General features: G+C 66.3%; 17 protein-coding genes. 12 read left to right on the forward strand and 5 right to left on the reverse strand.

The window, feature by feature from the left end; all coding sequences use genetic code 11:
- The first annotated feature begins 8 nt into the window (after positions 1-8).
- Positions 9-1,181: a M24 family metallopeptidase gene (locus tag AC2FLM_RS05510; RefSeq protein ID WP_496856388.1), complete on the forward strand. Its 1,173-nt coding sequence runs from the start codon at positions 9-11 to the stop codon at positions 1,179-1,181.
- 6 nt (positions 1,182-1,187) lie between these two features.
- Here AC2FLM_RS05510 and AC2FLM_RS05515 read toward each other — a convergent pair whose 3' ends face one another.
- The 4 genes from AC2FLM_RS05515 to AC2FLM_RS05530 form a co-directional block, all read right to left on the reverse strand.
- Positions 1,188-1,637: a hypothetical protein gene (locus AC2FLM_RS05515; RefSeq protein ID WP_496856390.1), complete on the reverse strand. Its 450-nt coding sequence runs from the start codon at positions 1,635-1,637 to the stop codon at positions 1,188-1,190.
- A complete protein-coding gene (locus AC2FLM_RS05520; RefSeq protein WP_496856392.1) occupies positions 1,634-2,701 on the reverse strand; it encodes an agmatine deiminase family protein in 1,068 nt (355 codons plus the stop codon). Before AC2FLM_RS05520 ends, AC2FLM_RS05515 begins: the two co-directional genes overlap by 4 nt.
- 92 nt (positions 2,702-2,793) lie before the next feature.
- The gene (tsaA, locus tag AC2FLM_RS05525) at positions 2,794-3,273 is read right to left on the reverse strand and encodes a tRNA (N6-threonylcarbamoyladenosine(37)-N6)-methyltransferase TrmO (protein ID WP_496856394.1); all 480 of its coding nucleotides are present in this window, start codon (positions 3,271-3,273) and stop codon (positions 2,794-2,796) included.
- Position 3,274: 1 nt separating this feature from the next.
- On the reverse strand, positions 3,275-3,739 hold the full coding sequence (locus tag AC2FLM_RS05530) for a nucleoside deaminase (RefSeq protein WP_496856396.1): 465 nt from the start codon (positions 3,737-3,739) through the stop codon (positions 3,275-3,277).
- 61 nt (positions 3,740-3,800) lie between these two features.
- Here AC2FLM_RS05530 and AC2FLM_RS05535 point away from each other — a divergent pair, with 61 nt between their 5' ends.
- From AC2FLM_RS05535 to AC2FLM_RS05565, 7 genes are all read left to right on the forward strand, one after another.
- Positions 3,801-4,805, forward strand: coding sequence for a pseudouridine synthase (locus AC2FLM_RS05535; protein ID WP_496856532.1), 1,005 nt, complete (start codon positions 3,801-3,803; stop codon positions 4,803-4,805).
- 176 nt (positions 4,806-4,981) lie between these two features.
- A complete protein-coding gene (locus AC2FLM_RS05540) occupies positions 4,982-5,881 on the forward strand; it encodes a 5-bromo-4-chloroindolyl phosphate hydrolysis family protein (protein WP_496856398.1) in 900 nt (299 codons plus the stop codon).
- A gap of 25 nt (positions 5,882-5,906) precedes the next feature.
- Positions 5,907-7,097 (forward strand): toxic anion resistance protein, encoded by a 1,191-nt coding sequence (locus tag AC2FLM_RS05545; RefSeq protein ID WP_234144745.1) that lies wholly within the window; start codon positions 5,907-5,909, stop codon positions 7,095-7,097.
- A gap of 79 nt (positions 7,098-7,176) precedes the next feature.
- The gene (locus AC2FLM_RS05550) at positions 7,177-8,064 is read left to right on the forward strand and encodes a DUF2927 domain-containing protein (RefSeq protein WP_496856400.1); all 888 of its coding nucleotides are present in this window, start codon (positions 7,177-7,179) and stop codon (positions 8,062-8,064) included.
- Positions 8,065-8,091: 27 nt separating this feature from the next.
- On the forward strand, positions 8,092-9,210 hold the full coding sequence (locus AC2FLM_RS05555; protein WP_234218333.1) for an SPFH domain-containing protein: 1,119 nt from the start codon (positions 8,092-8,094) through the stop codon (positions 9,208-9,210).
- Between the two features lie 63 nt (positions 9,211-9,273).
- Entirely contained in the window at positions 9,274-9,762 is a 489-nt protein-coding gene (locus AC2FLM_RS05560; protein ID WP_496856403.1) for a cytochrome b, read from the forward strand.
- A 3-nt stretch (positions 9,763-9,765) separates the two neighbouring features.
- Positions 9,766-10,893, forward strand: a complete 1,128-nt coding sequence (locus tag AC2FLM_RS05565; RefSeq protein ID WP_496856405.1) for a TFIIB-type zinc finger domain-containing protein — start codon at positions 9,766-9,768, stop codon at positions 10,891-10,893.
- Positions 10,894-11,010: 117 nt separating this feature from the next.
- Here the strand turns inward: AC2FLM_RS05565 and AC2FLM_RS05570 are convergent, their stop codons facing one another.
- Positions 11,011-11,430 (reverse strand): Hsp20/alpha crystallin family protein, encoded by a 420-nt coding sequence (locus tag AC2FLM_RS05570; protein ID WP_234139694.1) that lies wholly within the window; start codon positions 11,428-11,430, stop codon positions 11,011-11,013.
- Positions 11,431-11,570: 140 nt separating this feature from the next.
- Between AC2FLM_RS05570 and AC2FLM_RS05575 the strand changes: the two genes are divergently transcribed.
- From AC2FLM_RS05575 to AC2FLM_RS05590, 4 genes are read left to right on the forward strand one after another with little or no spacing between them, the layout of a single operon-like run.
- A complete protein-coding gene (locus tag AC2FLM_RS05575) occupies positions 11,571-12,239 on the forward strand; it encodes a nitroreductase (RefSeq protein ID WP_496856407.1) in 669 nt (222 codons plus the stop codon).
- A gap of 9 nt (positions 12,240-12,248) precedes the next feature.
- Entirely contained in the window at positions 12,249-12,686 is a 438-nt protein-coding gene (dtd, locus tag AC2FLM_RS05580) for a D-aminoacyl-tRNA deacylase (RefSeq protein ID WP_496856409.1), read from the forward strand.
- Positions 12,683-13,789: a glycerate kinase type-2 family protein gene (locus tag AC2FLM_RS05585; RefSeq protein ID WP_496856411.1), complete on the forward strand. Its 1,107-nt coding sequence runs from the start codon at positions 12,683-12,685 to the stop codon at positions 13,787-13,789. The genes dtd and AC2FLM_RS05585 overlap by 4 nt, the downstream gene beginning before the upstream one ends.
- Positions 13,790-13,839: 50 nt before the next feature.
- Positions 13,840-15,834, forward strand: a complete 1,995-nt coding sequence (locus tag AC2FLM_RS05590; protein WP_496856413.1) for a CocE/NonD family hydrolase — start codon at positions 13,840-13,842, stop codon at positions 15,832-15,834.
- Positions 15,835-15,867: the final 33 nt, after the last annotated feature.

Raw genomic sequence — 15,867 nt, forward strand, 5'->3', positions numbered from 1 at the left:
CCCTGCCAATGCCAGCCAGCGACTTTTCCACCACTGAATACGCCGACCGCCTGTCCCGCACCCGCGCCGCAATGGCGGCGGCTGGGGTCGAGACCCTTCTGGTCGCCGACCCGTCGAACATGGCCTGGCTTACCGGGTATGACGGCTGGAGCTTTTACGTGCCGCAGCTGGTCATCCTGCATGCCAGCGGCAGCCCTCTCTGGTGGGGGCGGACGCAGGACAAGCCGGGGGCGGCGCAGACCACATGGCTGACACCCGAGGACCTGTTCGACTGGCCCGAGGAACATGTTCAGCATCCCGACCACCATCCTGTCGATGCCTTGGTGACCCTGCTGCGCGAGCGCGGCTGGACCCGGGCGCTGGGGGTCGAGATGGACAATTACTATTACTCGGCCAAGTCCCACGCGGTGCTCGAAGCCGCCTTTGGCCGCGATGCGCTGTCGGATGCTACCGGGCTGGTGAACTGGCAACGTGCGGTCAAGAGCCCCGCCGAACTGGACCTGATGCGCAAGGCAGGTGTGCTGACCGCGCATATGCATTCGATCCTGCGCGACGGGTTCCGCGAGGGCCGCCCGAAACACGAGCTGGTGGCCGAGGTACAGGCGGCGGGCGTCGCAGGCCCCGATGGGCTGGCAGGCGACTATCCCGCGATTGCCCCCATCGCCCCTTCGGGGCTGGAGGCCTCGGCCTCGCACATCACCTGGAACGATCGGCCACTTACACGGGGCGAGGCCACCTATTTCGAGATCTCGGGCTGCTATCATCGCTATCACTGCCCGGCCAGCCGCACGCTGTACCTGGGCGAGGTGCCCGCCGATATCCGCCGCGCCGAAGAGGCGATCCTGACCGCCATCGACGACACCATGACCCGTGCCCGCCCCGGCGTGACCTGCGAGGAGGTGGCGGCCTGTGTCTACGACAGCTTTGCGCGGGCGGGATACGTCAAAGGCAACCGCACCGGCTATCCCATCGGCCTTTCCTATCCGCCCGACTGGGGCGAGCGCACCATGAGCCTGCGGCCCGGCGATACCACGCCGCTGGCCGAGAACATGACCTTTCACCTGATGCCCGGCCTCTGGACCCCGGACTGGGGCGTGGCGATCACGGAAAGTTTCGTGATCACGCCCGAGGGCGGGCAGGTTCTGGCCGATATCCCGCGCGGGATCGTGGTAAGGGGCTGACCCGGCTCAATTGCAGGCAGGTATTTCGGCGCAGGCCGAGGCCCGGAACCGTGCCAGCAGGGCGGCGGTTTCCTCGGTTTCGCCCCCCTGCGACTCGTCAGAGCAGAGATAGGTCCGGTGTGGTTCGAAGAGGTCCAGGAACGACGTCTCCCAGCCCTCACTGACGCTCAGCATCTGTTCGGCAGAATACAGAAGGTGGTCGACAAAGGCGGAATAGGCGCCACCCCGATCCGAATGGAGCAGCGCGCACTCGTCTGCGGGCGCAGCAAAATCGGGCAGCGTCGCGGCCAGTGCCAGATGGGCACGGAACGCCTCGCGCGCGGATTGCTGGCGTTGCAGGCGGTCGGCCTCGTCAAGCTGGATCTTGACCCCGATCAGCGCCGCCAACGCCAGTGCGGCGGTGGCCATGGCCGCCAGTGCCTCGATCGAGGCCGCATGTCGCGAAAGCCAGCTCATGTGGCAGGCATCTGCTGGGTAGCGCAATGGATGCCGCCGCCCATCTCGCCCAGCGGATCGACGTTCAGCGTGACGACCTCGCGCCCGGGATAGTGCCGCGCCAGCGCCCGTGCGGCGATGCGGTCCGTCTCGGCATCGCCGAACTGGGCCGCGATCACGGCGCCGTTGCAGACATAGTAATTGGCGTAAGAGGCGACAAAGTCGATGCTCTTGACCCGCCGCCGGTGAGGTTCGGGAATGACCTCGACCTTCAGGCCTGCCGCCACCAGCGCGTCATGGGTATCGAGCGCCGCCCGGTGGAACGGGTCGTCCATGTCGGGATCGTCGGGCAGGTTGATCAGCACCCGCCCCGGCCCGGTGAACCGGGCCAGGCTGTCGATATGGTAATCGGTGATATCCTCGCCCAAGACGCCCGGCGCCCAGATCATCCGTTGCGCCCCATAGGCGCGCAACAGCCGCGCCTCGATCTCGGCCCGCGACAGGCCGGGATTGCGGTTGTCGTTCACCCACGAGCTTTCATGCGCCAGGAGAAGACCATGGCCGTCCTGCTCGACCCCGCCCGCCTCGCCCCGCAATCCGGCGGGCAGCAGCGGCAGGCCAAGGCGTTGCGCCACCTGCTCGGCGATACGCGCGTCGCGGCGATGCACCTGCTTGCGGCCCCAGCCGTTGAACTGGATATGGCTGACCGCCAGCCCGCCCCGCCCGTCCAGCGCAAACAGCGGCCCGGCATCCCGGCACCACAGATCCTCGGTCGGGATGTCCCAGAGCGCGACCTTGCCCGACAGCTTTCTGCGGGCGCCCGCGTGATCCTCGGCGGCGGCCAGCATCACGACCGGTTCGAACGCCACAATCGCATTGGCGATATCGGCAATGGTCTGCTGCGCCATGTCCAGAAAGACCGGATCGGGATGCACCCGGCGATTGACCGGCCATTGCATGAAGGTCCGGTCATGCCGCGCCTCTTCGGGGGGCACATGAAACCCGGCCCCCGCCGCCCCTGCCTGTCCCGCCATCCCCATCAACCCAAACGCGCCCCCTGCCCGCAGGATATCTCTTCTGCGCATCGTGTCGCCTTTCGCATGCCCTGATCTTGATTAGCGTCAGATGTGGATTTCACCAAGCTTTGATGCCCACAGATGTGCTGACGACGGCGCGCTCAGCCCTGTACGGTTTCTTTCGGCGCCGCCTTGGGCGTGAACTCACAGCGGTTGGGCTTGATGTCGATCAGCGGCGTGCCGTCCAGGCAATCGAGGCCGAGCACCACCAGCGTCGTACCCTCCACCCGTTCCAGCCGCACCCGCGACAGGCCGATCGGGTTGGGTCGCTGCGGCGAGCGCAGGGCGAAGGTGCCGAACAGCTTGCCATCGCTCTTGGGGTTCTGGGTGACCAGGTCGCGGCGGCTCTTGTCCAGCCAGTAGAGCACGTCGAGGCGTTCATACACGTCGATCCCGCGCAGCGCAGGCGCCCAGCGCGCATCCAGCTCGATCCGGCATTCTGGCCCGTCCTCGCGCCCTTGCCGGGGACAGTCCTTGCGGTCACTCCAGGGGGTGCGGATGCGACCGATGAAATAGACGCCCGCGTCGGTGCCCTCGGGCAGGTCCACCACCTCTTCGCCCTCGCGAAACCTGAATTCCATTTCACTCCACTCCCTTGTCCCGCCGCTCAGCAAAAAACCCGCGCAACAGTTCCGCCGCCGCCTCGCCGCCGATACCGTCATAGACCTCGGGCGCGTGATGGGCCTGGGGGTGCGAGAACACCCGCGCCCCATGCGCCACCCCGCCCGATTTCGGATCCGCCGCGCCATAATACACTCGCCGGATGCGCGCCGCAGCCAGCGCCGCCGCGCACATGGCACACGGCTCCAGCGTCACATAGAGGTCATGCCCCACCAACCGCTCGGACCGGGCGGCGGCGCAGGCCGCGCGCAATGCCACGATCTCGGCATGCGCGGTGGGATCGCAGGTCTCGCGCGTGCGGTTGCCCGCAGCGGCCACCACGCGCCCGTCGGGGGCCACGATCACCGCGCCCACTGGCACCTCGCCACGCGCGCCCGCCGCGCGCGCCTCCTCCAGCGCCTGATCCATATGCGATCTGAAAACCATGCCCGACCCTGCCCCGATCATCCATCTTCCGCAAGCGCGGCAAATGGTCTATTGCGCGGGCATGAGCAACACCCCTCCCCCCGGCGAGCGCATCGCCAAGATCCTGTCGCGCGCGGGCGTCGCCTCGCGCCGCGAGGCCGAACGCATGATCGAGGCCGGCCGCGTCGCGGTCAATGGCAAGGTGATCGACAGCCCGGCGCTGAACGTGACCGACCGTGACAGGGTGACGGTCGACGGCGCGCCGCTGGCCGCCGCCGAACCGGCGCAGCTGTGGCTCTATCACAAACCCAGCGGCCTGGTGACCACGGCGCGCGACGAAAAGGGCCGCAAGACCATCTTCGACGACCTGCCCGAAGAGATGCCAAGAGTGATGAGCGTGGGCCGCCTCGACCTCAACTCCGAGGGGCTGTTGCTGCTGACCAATGACGGCGCGATCAAGCGGCAGCTGGAACTGCCCTCGACCGGCTGGCTGCGCAAGTACCGGGTGCGGATCAAGGGCACGCCCAAGGACGAGGATTTCGCGCCGCTGCGCCAGGGGCTGGTGATCGAGGGCGAGCGGTTCCAGCCGATGATCGTGACGCTGGACCGCCAGCAGGGCGCCAACGCCTGGCTGACCGTGGGCCTGCGCGAGGGCAAGAACCGCGAGATCCGCCGCGCGATGGAGGATATCGGCCTTGTGGTGAACCGGCTGATCCGGATCTCCTATGGTCCGTTCCAACTGGGCACCCTTGCGCCCGGCAAGGTCGAGGAAGTGCGCCGCCGGGTGCTGCGCGACCAGTTGGGGCTGGAAGCCGAGGACAAGCCAACCGATGAACGCCCGGCCCGACCTCAACGCCAGCGCAAGCCGGGAGCGTCTACGCAAGCGCCTTCTCGCGGAGGCTCTTCGGCAAAGGGTCGCGCGAGTGGCCTCCCCAAACCCCGCGGCGAGGGGACAGGCAAACCGCGCGCGACCGGGGCGGCCAAACCCGGCACAGGACGGCGCAATGCGGGCCCCGGCGCCCGGCCTGCTGCAAAACCGGGCGGCAAACCGCCCCGGCGCCCGGGCGGCGGCAAACCGCGTTCCTGAGCCGCAGTTCGTAACCTTCCCCCTAGCAAGCCCGCGCCGCATCGCCTAGATTCGCGTCGATAGCCGCTCGGAGGGGAAACCATTGTCGCAGACCGGTGTGCAGAAACTGGCCTATGCCGCGCTGTTGGTGCTGCTCTTCGGGGTGAGTACCGGCTGGCTGGGAGGGCTCTGACCCGATGGCACGACGGTACGGCGGCAAATTCAGCCCCGAGGCAGAGCAACCGAGCGAACCGGCCCCGCGCGGCCAGTTCGACGGCGCCCGGGTCGATCCGGCGGGTGCCCGCGCCAACGCCCTGTTCGTGCCGGCGATCCCGCTGGTCTTTACCTCGCTCAACGATGGCGCCATCGGGCTGGTTCTGGGGCTCGGCGCCGCCGGTCTATGGACCGGGGCGGCGCTGCTCTTGCGCGAAGGTCTGAGGGCCGAGGCCGCCTATCACGCGCGCCGGGTCGCACGCCGCCCGGCGATCCCGCGCAAGCTGTTCGCCACCGCGCTAACCGGTCTCGGCACCGCACTTGCTGTCTATAAATCCGGGATGATGGCGGGCGAAGCGTCGATCCTGGCAGGTGTGCTGTTCGGGGTCGCGACCTCGGCGTTGCATCTTCTGGCCTTTGGCGCCGATCCGATGCGCGACAAGGGGATCGAGGGGGTCGACACCTTTCAGCAGGACCGGGTCGCGCGTGCCGTGGGCGAGGCCGAGCGGGTGCTGGACGAGATGTCCGACGCGATCCGTCGCGCCGGTGATCGGCAACTGGACGCACGGGTCGAGAGGTTTCAGGCCACCGCACGCGAACTTTTTCGCACCGTCGAAGAGGAACCGCGCGATCTGACCGGCGCCCGCAAATACCTGACCGTCTATCTGCGCGGTGCCCGCGACGCGACGGTGAAATTCGCCGATATCCACGCCCGCACCCGCGATGCCGGCGCGCGCGCCGACTATCTGGCCCTGCTCGATGATCTGGAGCAGAACTTTGCCGCCCGAACCCGCAAGATGCTGCTGGATGACCGCAGCGATCTGACCGTAGAAATCGACGTGCTGCGCGACCGCTTGCAGCGCGAAGGCGTCCGGCTCGACTGACCGGACCAACCCGAAAGGAACCCCGATGTCCGACAGCATTCAGAAGAAAGCGGCCGAGGCGGTTGGCCTGGTCGAGGAAGTGACCGCCGTCACCCTGCCCGAACCCCGCGCCGAAGTTGTACCGCTGGCCGAAGCCGACGAACCGGTCGGAACCGAGATCCGGCGCCGCATGGGCGAGATCGACATGGGCGACACCAATTCGATCGTGCGTTTCGGATCCGGCGCGCAGGCCGAGTTGCAGGAGATCAGCCAGGCCATGCTGGCCGATGTCCGCAACAAGGATGTGGGACCGGCAGGTGACAGCCTGCGCAGCATCGTCACCACCATTCGCGGATTTTCCGTCAGCGAGTTGGACGTGCGCCGCGAACGCAGCTGGTGGGAAAGGCTGATCGGCCGTGCCGCCCCCTTTGCCAAGTTCACTGCCCGGTTCGAAGAGGTCCAGGCCCAGATCGACAAGATCACCGACAACCTGCTGGGCCACGAACACACGCTGCTGAAGGATATCAAGTCGCTCGACCTGCTCTATGAAAAGACGCTGCGGTTTTACGACGAACTGGCGCTCTATATCGCGGCGGGCGAGGAAAAGCTGACCGAACTGGACAGCCAGGACATCCCGGTTCTGGCCGCCGCTGTCGATGCAGCCCCCGAAGGCGAACAGGTGATGAAGGCGCAGGAGCTGCGCGACCTGCGCGCCGCCCGCGACGATCTGGAACGCCGGGTGCATGACCTGAAACTGACCCGCCAGGTGACGATGCAATCGCTGCCCTCGATCCGGCTGGTGCAGGAAAACGACAAATCGCTGGTGACCAAGATCAACTCGACCCTGGTCAATACCGTGCCGCTCTGGGAAACTCAGCTGGCGCAGGCGGTCACCATCCAGCGCAGCGCCGAGGCCGCTGCCGCGGTGCGCGACGCCAACGACCTGACCAACGAGCTTCTGACCTCGAACGCCGCCAACCTGCGCGAAAGCAACAAGCTGATACGGCAAGAGATGGAGCGCGGTGTTTTCGACATCGAAGCCGTGAAAAAGGCCAATGCCGACCTGATAGGCACCATTCAGGAAAGCCTTCAGATCGCAGACGAGGGCAAGGCCAAGCGCGCCGCCGCCGAGGAAGAGCTCAAGAAGATGGAGGCCGAATTGCGCGACACGCTGGCCGCCGCCCGCGCCCGTGCCGATGGCACCGGCGACAATGCCGGCACCGCGGTTCCGGGTTGAACGGGTGACAGGACGCCGACAGATAGCCAGAACCTGCGCCGCCGTTCTTGCGGCGCTCGCCCTGCTGGCAGGCTGCGACATGCCGCCCAAAAGCTCGCCGGTGCCGCCGTCGCGTCCCGCCGGGCTGGCTCCGGCGGGCGACGAGGTCACGCCGCGCTCTGCCGCCAGCGCCGATCTGGTCCGCTATTATTTGGCGGTCCAGAACGACCTGCTGACGCGCGGCCTGTTGCGCACCGACGGGGGCGGCCCCGACACGCCCTATGATGTCGAGGATCTGGAGCGCAACTTCATCAACATCGCCTTCTTCAACGAATATGACAGCGGCGCAGGTCTGCCCACCGGCGGCCGATCGCAAGGCTTTCTCAGCCGATGGCCCGGCCCGGTGAAGGTGGGGGTCGAGTTCGGCCCCTCGGTACCGCTCGACCAGCGCGCCAAGGACAAGGGCGCGGTCGAGAACTACGCCGCCCGGCTGGGTCGTCTGACCGGGCACCCGGTCTCGGCGGTGACGCGCGGCGCTAATTTCCACGTCTTCGTGGCAGGGCTGGATGACGGCCCCTTTGTACAGGAACGCTTGCGGCACCTGGTGCCAGGCATTCGCGACCAACAGCTTGACCTGTTCGTGAACCTGCCGCGCGACATCTATTGTTTCGTCTTTGCCGCCGCCGATCCCGACCGGCCCTATGGCTATATGCGGGCGGTGGCGCTGATCCGGGCCGAACATCCCGACCTGGTGCGGCTCAGCTGCGTGCACGAGGAGATGGCCCAGGGTCTGGGGCTGGCCAATGACAGCCCGGCGGCACGCCCGTCGATCTTCAACGACGATGACGAATTTGCCCTGCTCACCGATCAGGACGAGAAACTCTTGTCCATGCTCTATGATCCGCGCCTGACGCCGGGCATGAGCGCCGAAGAAGCCCGCCCGGTGATCCGCATCATCGCGCGAGAGAAACTGGGGCTGTCGCTCTGACCCCCACTTGAGAAAGGACCACTCGACATGGGTATATTCGATTTCCTGTCCGGCCAGTTCATCGACGTCATCCACTGGACCGACGACACCCGCGACACGATGGTCTGGCGGTTCGAACGCGAGGGCCACGAGATCAAGTACGGCGCCAAGTTGACCGTGCGCGAGGGGCAAGCGGCGGTGTTTGTCCACGAGGGGCAGTTGGCGGATGTGTTCACGCCCGGGCTCTACATGCTCGAAACCAACAACATGCCGATCCTGACCACGCTGAACCATTGGGATCACGGGTTCAAATCGCCGTTCAAATCCGAGATCTATTTCGTCAACACGACCCGGTTCAACGACCTCAAATGGGGTACCAAGAACCCGATCATGCTGCGCGACCCGGAGTTCGGACCGACCCGTATTCGCGCCTTTGGCACCTATTCGGCTCGGGTCACCGACCCGGCGCGCTTCCTCTCCGAGATCGTCGGCACCGACGGCGAATTCACCATGGACGAGATCAGCTTCCAGATCCGCAACATCATCGTCCAGGAGTTTTCGCGGGTGATCGCGGCTTCGGGCATTCCGGTCCTGGACATGGCCGCCAATACCGCCGATCTGGGCAAGCTGATCGCGGCGCAGGTGGCGCTGCCGCTGACCGAATACGGGCTGGAGATGCCCGAATTCTATATCGAGAACATCAGCCTGCCACCCGCGGTCGAGGCCGCGCTCGACAAGCGCACCTCGATGGGTCTGGCGGGCGACCTGGGCAAGTTCACCCAGTATTCGGCGGCCGAGGCGATGACGGCCGCCGCCTCCAACCCTGCCGGTGGTGGGATGGCCGCCGGCCTTGGCGCCGGCATGGGCATGGCCATGGCCCAGCAGATGGCCCAGCCCGGCCCCTGGGGCGCTGCCCCCGCTGCGGCCGCGCCCGCTGCCCCCCCGCCGCCGCCTGTCGAACATGTCTGGCACATCGCGGTCGATGGACAGACCTCGGGCCCGTTTTCCAAGGCCAAGATGGGCCGAATGGCAACCGAAGGCACTCTGACCCGTGAAACCTATGTCTGGACACCCGGTCAGGACGGATGGAAACGGGCCGAGGATGTACGCGAACTGGCTCAGCTTTTCACTGTTCTGCCGCCGCCGCCACCACCGCCCGGAGCGTGAAGCGACGGAAAGCACCGGCTGGTCCGTTGCATCCGGTCATGACTTGTCAGAGGAGCTTCTGAAATGACCTCACGCGCCGCCTATTCCCGTCTTCAGATCGCGCTGCACTGGGTCATCGCGATCCTGATCCTTGCCGCCTGGCTCACGCATGAGAACATGGGTCGCGCCCTGGAAAGCCGGATCAAGTCTGGCGCCACCGGGTTCGAGGGCAACACGCCGCATGTCTGGCTGGGCATCACGGTCTTTGTCTTCGTGCTGATCCGTATCGTGGTACGCCGCGTGCAGTGCGCCCCCGGCCCGCTGCCCGGCGCGACGCCATTGATGGAGATGGCCGCCACCTGGGGCCATCGCCTGCTCTATCTGCTGATGGTGCTGACGCCGGCCTTGGGCGCGGTGGCCTGGAACGCCCATTCCGAAACCGTGGGCGAGCTGCACGAGGCGGTGGGAAGCGCCCTGATGCTGGTGGCGCTGGCACATGCGTTGGTTGCGATCTGGCATCAATATGTCAAAAAGGACGGAAGCTTGACCCGGATCACCAGACCACAGGGCTGAGGCATGACCGATCTCCCCCCGCTACCGCCCGGTGCCGCCCCGGCACCGGTGCAGGAACACCGCTTTCCCTGCGCACAATGTGGCGCCGACTACCGGTTCAATCCGGGCGCGGGTACGCTGGTCTGCGACCATTGCGGCCATACCGAACCCATGCGCGGCAACCCGTGGAAGGGCGCCAGCCTGCGCGAGCTGGATTTCGACGCCGCCATGGCAAAGGCCCTGCCCGAGGCCGAGATCGAGGAGACCCGCGTCCTCTCCTGCCCCAATTGCGCGGCGCAGGTGGAGTTCGATCCCGACACCCATGCCGCCGAATGCCCATTCTGCGCCACACCGGTGGTGACCGATACCGGCATCCATCGCCATATCAAACCGCGCGGCGTACTGCCCTTCTCTCTGGATGAACGCAGCGCCCACCAAGCCATGACCGACTGGCTGGGCCGTCTCTGGTTCGCACCGAACGGGTTGCGCGACTATGCCCGCAAGGGGCGCCGGATGCAGGGCATCTATGTGCCTTACTGGACCTTCGACGCCGATACCAAATCCAGCTACCGGGGCGAGCGCGGCACGGTCTATTACGAGACCCGCACCATGGTGCGCGACGGCAAGACCGTGACCGAACAGGTGCCCAAGATCCGCTGGTCACCGAAATCGGGCCGGGTGGCGCGGTTTTTCGACGATGTACTGGTGCTCGCCTCGCGCTCGCTGCCGAAATCGCACACCGATGCGCTGGAACCCTGGGATCTGGCCGCGCTCGAACCCTACCGACCCGAATATCTGGCCGGGTTCCGGGCCGAGGGCTATACCGTCGATCTCGCCGAGGCGCATGGAGAGGCGCGCGCGCATATGGCCCGCGTCATCGAACGCGACGTGCGTTTCGATATCGGCGGCGACCAGCAACGCGTCCATGCCATCGACACCACGGTGTCGGACGTGACTTTCAAGCATATCCTGCTGCCGGTATGGCTCGCCGCCTACAAGTACCGCGGCGCCACCTATCGGTTCGTGGTCAACGGGCGCACCGGGCGTGTGCAGGGCGAACGCCCCTGGTCGGCGATCAAGATCGTCATTGCCGTGACGCTCGGTCTTCTGATCGCGGTGGCGGTCGGCTACGTGATGGCTCTCAACCAGTAACGCCCCTCATTCCACTTACCGAAAACATCCCCGCAGGAGGCCGAAGATTTTTCGACGAAAAATCTTCGGCACCGCAAGGTCCGGCCCGCGCGCACCGCGCGGACCGGACCCACAGGGTCAACCGCGTGAGATCGCGATCTTCTGCGCCACGGCCGGGGCCTCCTTGGCCCGTTTGGGCACGCGGACATGCAGCACCCCGTCCTTCATCGTTGCCTCGGCCTTGCCACCTTCGGCATCCTCGGGAAGGCGGAACGAGCGTCGGAACGCACCGTATTGCCGCTCCGAGAAATACCAGGTGTCGCCCTTCTTCTCTTCATGGGTGCGCTTCTCGCCCCGGATGGTCACGACACCGTTCTCCACAGACAGTTCGATATCGTCCTCGGACACGCCCGGCAGTTCCATGGCGATGTCATAGGCATTGTCATTGCCCGAGGCCTCTGTCGCGGGGCTGAGCCAATCCGCCAGCCGCGCACCGAAATTGCGGAATGGATCGTAAAGCGACGGCCAGAGGCCAGCGTGATCTGATTTTTCAACCATTGTCGGTCCTCCTTTGATGGTTTGGCCCAATTCTGACACAGCCGCCGTCGCGCCTCCTTGATCCGGCGCAAATTGCCCGCCGATCAGCTTGCGTCCGCCAATGCTCCCGGCCATTGTGCCGGCATGAGGAGACCTGTCCGATGACCCTGACCGAGCTTGAAGCGCTGCTCAGCGCGCGCCACTCCTGCCGTGCCTTTCGCGCCGATCCGGTGCCGCGCGCCGATATCGAGCGGATCGTCGCTGCCGCCTGCCGTGTACCCAGCTGGTGCAATGCGCAGCCCTGGCAGGTGACGCTGACCAGCGGGACCGAGACCGATGCCTTTCGTGCCGCGCTGTTGAACGAGGCCATGACCGGCACACCCGGACCCGACCTTGCCTTTCCCTCCGGTTATTCCGGCGTCTATCAGGATCGCCGCCGCACCTGTGGCTGGGCACTTTATGAGGCGGTGGGCGTCGAAAAAGGGGATCGGGCCGGGTCGGCGGAACAGATGATGAAGAACTTCTCACTGTTTGACGCACCCCATTGCGCCATCATCTCCAGCCCGGCCGAGCTGGGTGGCTATGGCGCGATGGATTGTGGCGGTTTTGTCGCGGCCTTTACCCTTGCCGCGCAAGCGCTGGGGGTGGCGACCATCCCGCAAGCCGCCGTGGCCTCTTATGCGCCGTTCCTGCATCGCTACTTCGACATCCCCGAGGACCGGCTGATCCTCTGCGCCATCTCCTTTGGCTATGCCGATACCGAACATCCGGCCAACAGCTTTCGCACCGAACGCGCCGCAGTCGACGAAATCGTCGACTGGCGCGGATAAGGGGCCGCGATGCGTGCCCTGATCCAGAGAGTCTCTCATGCCTCGGTCACTGTCGACGGTGCGGTGGTTGGTCAGACCGGGCCCGGCCTGCTGGTGCTGATCTGCGCCATGGCGGGCGATGGCGAGGCGCAAGCCGACCAGCTGGCCGCCAAGATCGCCAAGCTCCGCATCTTCAAGGATGCGGCGGACAAGATGAATCGCTCGGTCCTGGATATCGGCGGTGGGGCGCTGGTGGTCAGCCAGTTCACCCTGGCCGCCGATACCCGCAGCGGCAACCGTCCGGGTTTCTCCAGCGCCGCCCCTCCTGCCGAGGGCGAGCGGCTTTATGAGTATTTTGCCGCGCAACTGGCCGCGCAGGGGGTGCCGGTCGAAACCGGCCGGTTCGGCGCCGACATGAAGGTCGAACTGCTGAATGACGGGCCGGTCACCATCTGGATGGACATATGACACGGGCCTGCGAGCAGGCATTGGCGATATGGCATGCCGGGGTCGATGCGGTTGGCGGCTATGCCGCCACCCGCGCCGCGCTGGACGACCTGCCCCGCCCCGACCGGATCCTTGCGGTGGGCAAGGCCGCCGCCAGCATGGCGCGCGCCGCACTTGACCACTTCGGACCGTTGCCCTGTCTCGTGATCACCAAGGACGGCCATGGCGCCGAACTGACCGCCTCTGTCCAGTTGATCGAGGCCGCGCATCCGGTGCCCGACGCCCGCAGCCTGATGGCGGGCCGCGCTTTGCTGCAGGCGGTCGGGGCGATGACCGAGGGCAGTCACCTGCTGTTGCTGGTCTCGGGCGGGGCCTCGTCCCTGGCCGAGGACCTGGTGACGGGCAAGACGCTGGACGATCTGGCGGCGCTCAACCGCGCGATGCTGGCCGAAGGGCTGGACATCACCGCGATGAATGCCCGCAGGCGGCAGATTTCCCGGATCAAGGGCGGCGGACTGCTGGCCGGTTTCAAGGGCAAGCGCGCCGATGTGCTGGCGATCTCGGATGTGCCGGGCGACGACATGATGGTGATCGGCTCGGGCATCGGGGCGCTGCCTGATGCGTACGGTTTTGCCGCCAGCACACGCATCGTCGCCTCGAATTCGGTAGCACGGGCGGCGGCCTGCGATCATGCGCGCGCGCTTGGTCTGAACGTATTGGGCGACGCGGAAACCCTGCATGACGATCTGGCGGCGCTGGTGCCCCGCATCGGGGCGCGGCTGCGGGCGATGCCGCGGGGTGTGCTGATGCTTGGCGGAGAGCCGACCGTGGTCCTGCCGCCGAATCCGGGTCGGGGTGGTCGCAATCAGGCGCTGGCGCTGGCCCTGGCCCGAGAGATCGCGGGTGACCCCGGACTGGTGGTGGTGGTCGGCGGCACGGATGGCACCGATGGTCCCACCGATGCGGCGGGCGCCATCGTCACCGGCCAAACCTGGGGCAAGGGCGCTGCCGAGGCGCTCACCGCAGCCGATAGCGGCAACTGGCTGGAACGGGTCGGGGCGCTGTTGGTCACCGGACCCACCGGTACAAATGTAATGGACCTTCTGGTCGCGCTTCGCACCTGAAACGTCGCAATCCAACCCCGCCTTCGGGCGACCGCCTGAGAGAGTTGCGCATGACGCAAAAGAACACCCTGCGCGAGATCGAAGAACTGGCCGATATGGGCATCACCCTGTCCGACGGCATCCGTCTGTCGGCCCGGGTCTGGCGCCCGGTCGATGTGGGTGACGATCCGGTGCCCGCGATCCTGGAATACCTGCCCTATCGCAAGCGCGATGGCACCTGCGCCCGCGACGCGCTGACCCATCCGTGGATGGCCAAGCGCGGCTATGCCTGCATCCGCGTCGACATTCGCGGTAACGGCGACAGCCAGGGGCTGATGGAGGATGAATACACCCAACAGGAACTGGACGATGCCGTCGAGGTGATCCACTGGCTGGCCGCGCAGCCTTGGTGCAGCGGCGCCGTTGGGATGATGGGGATCAGCTGGGGCGGGTTCAACTCGCTCCAGGTGGCGGCGATGCAACCCGAGCCGTTGAAGGCGATCATCACGCTCTGTTCCACCGTCGACCGCTATGCGGACGACATACATTACAAGGGCGGGTGCCTGCTCAACGAGAACCTGGGCTGGGGGGCCACGATGTGGTGTTTCTCGTCCCGCCCGCCCGATCCGGCGCTGGTGGGCGAGGCCTGGCGCGAGATGTGGCTGGAGCGCCTGCGGGCGCAACCCTTCCTGCCCGAGACCTGGTTGCGGCACCAGACACGCGACGAGTATTGGCAACATGGCTCGATCTGCGAGGATTTCGGCGCGGTCAAAACGCCCACGCTGGCCATCAGCGGCTGGGGCGACAGTTACATGAACACGGTGCCTCATCTGGTCGACAACCTGCAAACGGTGGTCAAGGGCATCAACGGGCCATGGATTCACAAATACCCGCATTTCGCCATTCCCGGACCCCGGATCGGGTTCTTGCAAGAGGCGCTGCGCTGGTGGGATCGCTGGCTGAAGGGCATAGAGAACGGCGTCGAGGATGAGCCTGATTATCGCGCCTATGTGATGGACGGCATCGCGCCCGAGACCAAGAGCCTGTTCCGTCCCGGTCGCTGGATCGCGGAACAGACGGGCTCGACCCGCCACCTCCCGATGGAAACCCTGCATCTGAGTGATGACGGGCTGGGACCCAAAGGACCGCTGACCGCGCAGGTCAGCACGCCTTTGCACGCGGGCATGGATTGCGGCGAATACGGGTCGTTCTGGGCCGGGCCGGAATTGCCGGGCGACCAGCGGCTGGACGATGCGCTGTCGGTCACGTTTGACAGCGCCCCCCTGCCCCAGCAGATGGATATCGTCGGCGCCCCTCGCCTCCGGCTGCGGCTGAGCGCCGACAAGCCGCAGGCGCAGATCGCGGTGCGGCTGAACCATGTGCTGCCCGATGGCAACTCGGCCCGGATCACCTGGGGCGTGCTGAACCTGACCCATCGCGACAGCCATGCGACGCCGCAGGCATTGGAGCCGGGGCGGATCTATGACATCGCCTTCGACCTGGATCATATCGGATATCGCGTGCCCGCCGGGCACCGGCTCCGGGTGGCAATCTCGTCGTCATACTGGCCGATGATCTGGCCCTCGCCAGAGCGCACCTGCCTGACTCTGCACGAGGCTGCCATCGACCTGCCGCAGCGGCCGGCAGGCGAGACGGACGAATGGGCCTTTCCGCCCGAAGATGCAGACCCGCCCCGGAAGATCCGCACCCTCCGCGAGGAATCGAACATTCGACGCACCGAGATCGACAAGGCCACCGGCCATGTTCGGCTGAGCATTATCGACGACGCCGGGTTGGTCGAGGACATGGAACATGGCGCGCGCTCTGGCACCATCGCGCGCGAGGACTGGGTGATTCACCCCGACGATCCGCTTTCGGCACGGGGCAGCTGCCACTGGACGGCGGAAACCGGGCGCGGCGATCTTTCTTTGCGCACCGAAACACGGTGCGAAATGTGGGCCGACGCAGGGTTTTTCCACCTCAAAGCCTCGGTCGAGGCCTATGAAAACGACATGAAGATACACGAAAACGTCAGGACCAGCCGCATCCCGCGCCACATGCTCTGACCGTCGGAGAGACCACCGCCAGACATTCCCGCT

The organism is Ruegeria sp. SAZD011, from assembly GCF_059612545.1.

Bases quoted from the DNA above. Each gene is read 5' to 3' on its own strand.
- AC2FLM_RS05560 (WP_496856403.1), top strand. From the start codon at position 9,274: ATGACCTCACGCGCCGCCTATTCCCGTCTTCAGATCGCGCTGCACTGG.
- AC2FLM_RS05545 (WP_234144745.1), top strand. From the start codon at position 5,907: ATGTCCGACAGCATTCAGAAGAAAGCGGCCGAGGCGGTTGGCCTGGTC.
- AC2FLM_RS05565 (WP_496856405.1), top strand. From the start codon at position 9,766: ATGACCGATCTCCCCCCGCTACCGCCCGGTGCCGCCCCGGCACCGGTG.
- AC2FLM_RS05540 (WP_496856398.1), top strand. From the start codon at position 4,982: ATGGCACGACGGTACGGCGGCAAATTCAGCCCCGAGGCAGAGCAACCG.
- AC2FLM_RS05555 (WP_234218333.1), top strand. From the start codon at position 8,092: ATGGGTATATTCGATTTCCTGTCCGGCCAGTTCATCGACGTCATCCAC.
- AC2FLM_RS05535 (WP_496856532.1), top strand. From the start codon at position 3,801: ATGAGCAACACCCCTCCCCCCGGCGAGCGCATCGCCAAGATCCTGTCG.
- AC2FLM_RS05520 (WP_496856392.1), bottom strand. From the start codon at position 2,701: ATGCGCAGAAGAGATATCCTGCGGGCAGGGGGCGCGTTTGGGTTGATG.
- AC2FLM_RS05510 (WP_496856388.1), top strand. From the start codon at position 9: ATGCCAGCCAGCGACTTTTCCACCACTGAATACGCCGACCGCCTGTCC.
- AC2FLM_RS05530 (WP_496856396.1), bottom strand. From the start codon at position 3,739: ATGGTTTTCAGATCGCATATGGATCAGGCGCTGGAGGAGGCGCGCGCG.
- AC2FLM_RS05550 (WP_496856400.1), top strand. From the start codon at position 7,177: ATGCCGCCCAAAAGCTCGCCGGTGCCGCCGTCGCGTCCCGCCGGGCTG.
- AC2FLM_RS05570 (WP_234139694.1), bottom strand. From the start codon at position 11,430: ATGGTTGAAAAATCAGATCACGCTGGCCTCTGGCCGTCGCTTTACGAT.
- AC2FLM_RS05590 (WP_496856413.1), top strand. From the start codon at position 13,840: ATGACGCAAAAGAACACCCTGCGCGAGATCGAAGAACTGGCCGATATG.
- AC2FLM_RS05585 (WP_496856411.1), top strand. From the start codon at position 12,683: ATGACACGGGCCTGCGAGCAGGCATTGGCGATATGGCATGCCGGGGTC.
- AC2FLM_RS05515 (WP_496856390.1), bottom strand. From the start codon at position 1,637: ATGAGCTGGCTTTCGCGACATGCGGCCTCGATCGAGGCACTGGCGGCC.
- AC2FLM_RS05575 (WP_496856407.1), top strand. From the start codon at position 11,571: ATGACCCTGACCGAGCTTGAAGCGCTGCTCAGCGCGCGCCACTCCTGC.
- tsaA (WP_496856394.1), bottom strand. From the start codon at position 3,273: ATGGAATTCAGGTTTCGCGAGGGCGAAGAGGTGGTGGACCTGCCCGAG.
- dtd (WP_496856409.1), top strand. From the start codon at position 12,249: ATGCGTGCCCTGATCCAGAGAGTCTCTCATGCCTCGGTCACTGTCGAC.